Origin of the sequence: Agrococcus sp. KRD186, assembly GCF_017168255.1 — a bacterium.
Classification (GTDB): Bacteria; Actinomycetota; Actinomycetes; order Actinomycetales; family Microbacteriaceae; genus Agrococcus.
In genome coordinates, this window is the sequence record NZ_JABFAP010000021.1 from 1 (window position 1) to 5,972 (window position 5,972).

A 5,972-nucleotide genomic window follows, 5' to 3' on the forward strand; every position below is an offset into this window, starting at 1 on the left:
CCGCTGCTTCCGCGGACGCCGCTCGTCGTCGCCAAGCCACTGCTGGATCACCGACTCCAGCCCCGCCAGCACCACCGAGCCCGGCCGCGCCGCCGCCACCGGCACCACCGGGGAGAAGTCCACCGCCTGCGTGTACTTCGTCACCGAGTCCCGACTCACCCCCAGGCGCCGCGCGATCTCCCGCCCCGGCACGCCATCGGCATCGAGCCGCCTGATATTTTCTACAACGGTCATGGGTACCGTCATCTCCTCTACCGGTTCCTCTCCGGCGCCCCGCTTGCCAAATTGGAAGCGCCGACCGGAACCTATCGACGGTGACGGGCCCGTGACCCCAGCCCGAGCCGGGCCGCACGAACGCCGTCGCCGATATGAATGCTGAACACGTCACGCACGCTCAGCCGGCACCCTCGGGCACCGTCACGGACGTGACGCCGCGGTGGCCGGATTCTCGCGCTCACACGGCAGGAAACCGGCCACTACATGGGCCGGAAAACCCTGCACAACCGGCCTGTAAACAGTCGATCACACACAACCGCTACGCCCGTCCTTACTATGGCGCGCCCATACGCCCAAGCGTGAGTAGCGGGGGCGCAGGCGGCTGGCGCCCGGGAGGCCCCCGTCGCGCTGACGGCGGTCGCGCGGTTTCCTACACGCTCGCGGACCGGCGCACCCTCGAACCGGTGCGACAGAAGGTCGAGCAGCAGTCGCAGGCGCATCCCGGTCGACGAGACCTATTCCTCTGCCACGCGTGGGCGGATCGGGAGACAGTCGCACAAGAGTTCCACGACCTGCTCGAGGACCTCCACGTGTCGGTGTGGTTTAGCCAGAAGGACGTTGCGTTGGGGACCTCGCTGCTGCGTGCGATCGACAAGGGGCTGCGATTGTCGCGGGTTGGCATAGTCCTCGTGACGCCGGAGTTGCTGAAGTCGATCGAAAAGGAGGGGATCGCTGACAAGGAGCTCTCTGCCCTGCTCGCAACGGACCGGGTCATTCCGGTGGCACACGGCACCACATTCGAGGCGCTTCGCGACGTGAGTCCGCTACTTGCAGCCCGGTCGGGGCTCACGACAGGCCCCACCCTGCCACTCTCCGACATCGCCGCGAAGGTCGCGGAGACCGTCCGTCTGTAGCACGCGCGGCCGCGCGCCGCATCTCTCGGACACCCCATGTCAATGAGTACCCGCCAATCCCCGGCTGCCAGAGGCTGCCTGCCGCGCCGGCGCACACTCGATGCGGGCGTCACCCCACATCGAGGGTTCGGGTTGCCGTAGCGAGCCGAAACGCGCATGAATCGCCAGCGACAACAATTGGCTCAGCACACATGTGTTCGTGCGCGCGCAGCAGCGGTCCCCCTAGCTCCGGGTGCCCGGTCCGAGCTGGCTCTTCCCGCCCAGCACAGCGACAGCGGCTGCGACGATTGTGACGACGACCGTCGCTGCGACGCCAGCAATCTTCAGGAGGAATGCGTTGCGCTTGTCGCCATCCTTGGAGATCGCTTCTGAGGCCGCCCGGAACTCCATTAAGAATTGGTAGCGCTCCTCACTCGTGAGGTCGGGACGGTCAAGTTCGCGCTGCAGTTGCTTCTGGTAGCGCTTCCATCCCTTGTACGCATCCTTGCTGCCCTCGTCATGGCTACGGAGGACGGCCTCGAACTGCTGGGTGACCTCGTGGAGTGCGTCTGACGCCAGAGCCTTGAAGTTCGTGAACTCCCCGACGATTGCGAGCGCAACGTCCTTGTCGATCTTGTCGAGATTCCCGGCGAATGCTAGGAACTTTTCCTTCGAGAGGTTCCTCCAAGAATCGATCTGCAGCGCGCTCTTGATCGACTCCTCGTCTTGGTAGGTCATCGTTTGCGCCCTTTCGCCGGATCGAGTCTCGCCGTTCCTACGAATAGCCTAGCCATGGCGGCACAACGACGGCCGACACGCATACTGGGCGTCGGTTGGAGCAGGTCGCCGTGGCCGCCGGGGCTTTCCGGCGTCAGCTCGTCGCGCAGCGGGCTGGACACGATCCCAAAACTCGAGAATGTCGACGGCTGTGTCAGTTTGCCCGGCCACAAACTAGCGCTTGTCCCTCGGCGGGCGAGCTCGTCGGCGAGCTTCCCCATGCCGCTTGCTGTAGGCCGCGCTCAGGTGCAGCTCTGCCTTAATTTCCAACTGCCTTGCGGCGCGGCGCAGCATACTGCGGTAGGTCTTGTTCTTGCTGATATAGCTCACTGCGCGCCCACTCCACACCATCGACGCGCTCGCGAGGAACAAGAGCAGCTCAGGATCGAGCGGAGCATCCGGTATCTGTCGCGGCGGAGGCACTACTTGCCCCCGGGGCGGCGCCGAAAAGTAGAGGTCCACAAGCCGCACTCCCGCGTGGCTGATCGAGCTGAGAATCTTGTAGAAGATATAGGCGTCCGCGCCCCCGGGTTCGAGGTCTTCACAGATCAAGTCGAACCGGCGTGCGTTGTCGCTGGAACCCAGGTACTCGTCCATGTTCGTATCAGCCACGGCGCCGCGACTGCTTCGGAACGTCGCGCTTACCGCCCGCGTCAACGCCGATTGGAGGTTGCTCTGCTGCCGCGTGTACTCATGCAAGAACGCCTTAATACCGTTGTGGTCTTCGCTCTGCACGAGCCAGGTCGCGGTCAAAGCGCACTCGTACACGAGCCGAACGAGCGGAACTGCAGCATTCAGATGCCCGTTGTCGAGCAGCAGTCGTATCGCCCTGGTCGTCTCGTGGACATGACGAGCCAAGCCAACCACGCACTCCATCCGCGCAACGTCAGCGGCGCCGATTGGCTTACCCAAGCGCGCTCGGGGCTGAGACATCTCTGTCGGGTGGCCGTCCGCGTCCCACGCGTCGAGTAGTTCGCGTGCCAGCTCGTCCAGTTCAGCAGTCGAGAGTTCCATAGCCGTCGCTACCGTGCTCCAGGCCTAGAGCGCAACATTTCAGCTCGACCGGAAGTAGTTCGGTGCAATCGCGCCGAGACGGTCGTCATCGGTCCCGGTGACCTCTTCGGGGAAGACATGCGGCCCAAGTCAAAATGTCCATGGCGATCGCTGCTGTACCAGATGTCAATCACCCGGAAGCGCCGGAACCCTGGCCTGATTCGAGCAAACCATCGCTTCTCTCAAGCCGGACATATCCGGCCAGCCGAACGTGCCGTCCACCGAGTAGGTGTTGGCCCAAGGGGGTTGATTGTGGACATGCACTTGGGTCATGACCGCAGGTTACTTGAACGACCGGTATCTCTGATGATCGACGGCGTTCAGCGGTCGCGCGCTCGCGCGGGGCTAGAGGCGCGTAGTCAGGCTTCGCCACCGGAGGATGCTGAAGACCTGGGCGCTCCAGAATCGTAGAGCCTCCGCGCGAACTGGATGGCATCCGGTGCGGTGTACCAGCCTTTGTTGCGCAGGTGCTCCTCCCAGTCCGGCTCATGGAGCCGGTCGACGCCGATGGTGTAACTAAGGTTCTCAACCGGAAGGACGTTCTCCTCGGTGAAGTACCAACCGTTGCGCCTTTCGATGACCCTCCTCAACGTCTGCCGATGACCGGCGAGTTCCTGGGAGCGGAGTCTCGTGATTTCAACCAGCATCGCGGAGAGTTCCTCGACCGACTGCGTCGGGAGATTCAACCCAGTGCCTAGATCTCTGCCTGCGGCACGTACAGCGCTTACTAGTGCCTGGTAGAAGTCGACCGGCGAAGTGTGTACGTCCCAGGCGGATTCCGACAGAACAGTCCCGTCGTCCTGCTCCAAACGAACGACAAGACTAGGCTCCGCTTCGCTCACGACGAATCGGTAATGGACGTCTGTCTCCCATACCGGAACACGGACACCGTCCGATGTGATGAGGTCTTCTTGCGTTGCCTGGCGCAGTGCACCGATCAGCGACTCGCGGTCGGGCACTTTCACGATGTCGCGATAGCGGTCGATCGAAGCTTCGAGCTCGTCAACCTGCCTGTCTACGAGGACTTGACGAACTTCGTCCAGCGAGCGAGCCGTGGCCTCAGCCGACTGCTGTGCCTGGTCCGCAGTCAGCTCAGCCCTCGTTGCCGTGTCGGCTACCGTCTCGACTCGATTTCGAACGCCCGCCAAGAGCAGTTCACCGGGAATAAGTAGAAGGACGACCACTGCCATGTTCGCGAGGAGGGCGCTCCACCAAGGATCCTGATCCTTCAAGAACCACGACACTATGGCGAGGCCAGCGCCTGCGAGGAACGTCAGCGTCATCAGCAGTAGTCGAGGTTGCCGACGCGGCTTGACGGTGCGCTTTGAAGCCATACGCAAGTGTATGAGGGTGACACATCGACCCGGTTGTCCGACGCGATAAATCGGGCGCGACAAGTTCAGGCTTATGCAAGCGTTCTTCGAGGACCGCTTCGCAGTCCGCGATGACTCCGACTCGGACGGCACGTGCAGCAGCAGAGTCGGGGGACGCCGAAGTGCTCGAAGACATCCCCGCGGCAACCGCCGAGAACTGGGCTAGTGACCGGGCTGTGCAACCGCGGGCATCGCCCGCGGGCCACCGGAGTGCGCCCCGCGCGGCACAAGGCCGCAAAGTGCAAGCATCCCGGCGGCCGCGGAGAAACCGGCGGCCACGAGGAACATGGCCGAGACGCCCGCAGCACCCGCGGCGCGCTCCCCAGTGGTGACGAGCGCATCCACGGCGCCGAACACCGCAATCCCGAGCAAGCCGCCGAGCTGTGGGCTCGCTGACGCCAGCGCGGACCCAACGCCGGAGTCTCGGCGGGCAACCTCCCTCGCGATCACCAGGGTCGTCGGGGTGAAGCTCATCGCCACCCCGGCGGCAGCGAGCGCTAGGGCCGGCAGGACGTGCAGCACATATGAAGTCCCAGGCGTCGCTGTGGCGAACACGAGGTGTGCGACTGCCAGCGTCAGGCAGCCGATCGCGGTTACGCGCTCCGGTCCGTAACGTGCGAGCAGCCGAGGCAGCAGCGCAACGCTGACCGCGAAGCCGAACAGGGACGTTGGCAGCATCGCAAGCCCCACAGCTCCTACGTCCATGGCGAGCACTCGCTGAAGCAGGAACGCGACGAGCACGAAAGCAGCGATCCGTGCTCCTCCGCCGAGCATGTTGACCGCAAGCCCCGCAACCACGCGCGGACTGCTGAGCACCGTTTGAGGGAACAGCGGGTCGGGTGCTCGACGCTCGTGGCGCATCAGCAGCACGGCGAGACCCGCCCCCGCGAGCACGCCTCCGACGGTCGGAACCGACCACCAGCCGTGCTGCGGCACCGACAGGATGGCGAAAGCCAATGCCAGTGCGGTGCCCGTGGCCATTGCGGCCCCGGCGCCGTCGAACGATCGTCGTGCTCCGCACTCGTCGGCGGGCAACCATCGCATGCCGAGCAGCAGCGCGACCGCCGCGGCGCTAGCTGGGATCGCAAAGATCGCGTTCCAGCCGGCCGCCGCCGCGACGAGGCCGCCGAGCGAGACGCCGAGTGCGCCGAGCGAGACGCCGAGGGCGCCGCCAATCGTCGAGGCGGCACCCCAGTTGCTCATCGCTTTGAGGCGGGCCGGCCCCTCCGTGCGTGAGAGGAGCATCGACATCGCTGCCCGGCTGAGCGCCGCGGCTCCGGCAGCTTGCACGATTCGAGCCCCGAAAAGCGCTTCGGCGCTGGTGGCGAGGATGCCGACGATCGCCCCGGTGAGCAGCAGCGATGCGCCGATTAGGAACATGCGCCGCCTGCCGAGCACGTCCGCCGCACGGCCCGCCACGAGAAGGCAAGGCCGCAGCGGGCCTACAAGCGTCCGGGGATCAGCATCGAAGGCCGTTTCATGATCCAGAGGTAAGTCGTCGGGAGAAAGCGCGCTCCAAGCTGGTGAAATTGTGGCGCTCCTGACATACCTGTGGGCGCGTTGAGCGTGCCGTGACGGCCGCACGCCGTTCCCTGCCTAGTTTCTGAACTGTCAAAGGTACGGAAACGAGTGGTCAGGAGAACGGCGTGCGTGATGTCAG

At 64.7% G+C, this 5,972-nt stretch carries 6 protein-coding genes and 1 pseudogene; 1 reads left to right on the plus strand and 6 read right to left on the minus strand.

Annotated features, from left to right (window positions below):
• A pseudogene (locus tag J1M46_RS15075) lies at positions 1-234 on the minus strand (IS21 family transposase); the annotation flags it as partial.
• A gap of 446 nt (positions 235-680) precedes the next feature.
• On the opposite strand from J1M46_RS15075, the gene J1M46_RS15885 reads away from it, so the two are divergent.
• Positions 681-1,130: a TIR domain-containing protein gene (locus J1M46_RS15885; protein WP_206448803.1), complete on the plus strand. Its 450-nt coding sequence runs from the start codon at positions 681-683 to the stop codon at positions 1,128-1,130.
• 222 nt (positions 1,131-1,352) lie between these two features.
• On the opposite strand, the gene J1M46_RS15085 is transcribed toward J1M46_RS15885, so the two are convergent.
• The 5 genes from J1M46_RS15085 to J1M46_RS15105 all read right to left on the minus strand — a co-directional run bounded on the left by J1M46_RS15085 (position 1,353) and on the right by J1M46_RS15105 (position 5,896).
• The gene (locus tag J1M46_RS15085) at positions 1,353-1,847 is read right to left on the minus strand and encodes a hypothetical protein (protein WP_206448804.1); all 495 of its coding nucleotides are present in this window, start codon (positions 1,845-1,847) and stop codon (positions 1,353-1,355) included.
• A 213-nt stretch (positions 1,848-2,060) separates the two neighbouring features.
• Positions 2,061-2,900: a DUF5677 domain-containing protein gene (locus J1M46_RS15090; RefSeq protein ID WP_206448805.1), complete on the minus strand. Its 840-nt coding sequence runs from the start codon at positions 2,898-2,900 to the stop codon at positions 2,061-2,063.
• A 165-nt stretch (positions 2,901-3,065) separates the two neighbouring features.
• On the minus strand, positions 3,066-3,212 hold the full coding sequence (locus J1M46_RS15095; RefSeq protein WP_206448806.1) for a hypothetical protein: 147 nt from the start codon (positions 3,210-3,212) through the stop codon (positions 3,066-3,068).
• Positions 3,213-3,298: 86 nt separating this feature from the next.
• On the minus strand, positions 3,299-4,222 hold the full coding sequence (locus J1M46_RS15100) for a hypothetical protein (protein WP_206448807.1): 924 nt from the start codon (positions 4,220-4,222) through the stop codon (positions 3,299-3,301).
• Between the two features lie 252 nt (positions 4,223-4,474).
• On the minus strand, positions 4,475-5,896 hold the full coding sequence (locus J1M46_RS15105) for an MFS transporter (protein WP_342384421.1): 1,422 nt from the start codon (positions 5,894-5,896) through the stop codon (positions 4,475-4,477).
• Positions 5,897-5,972: the final 76 nt, after the last annotated feature.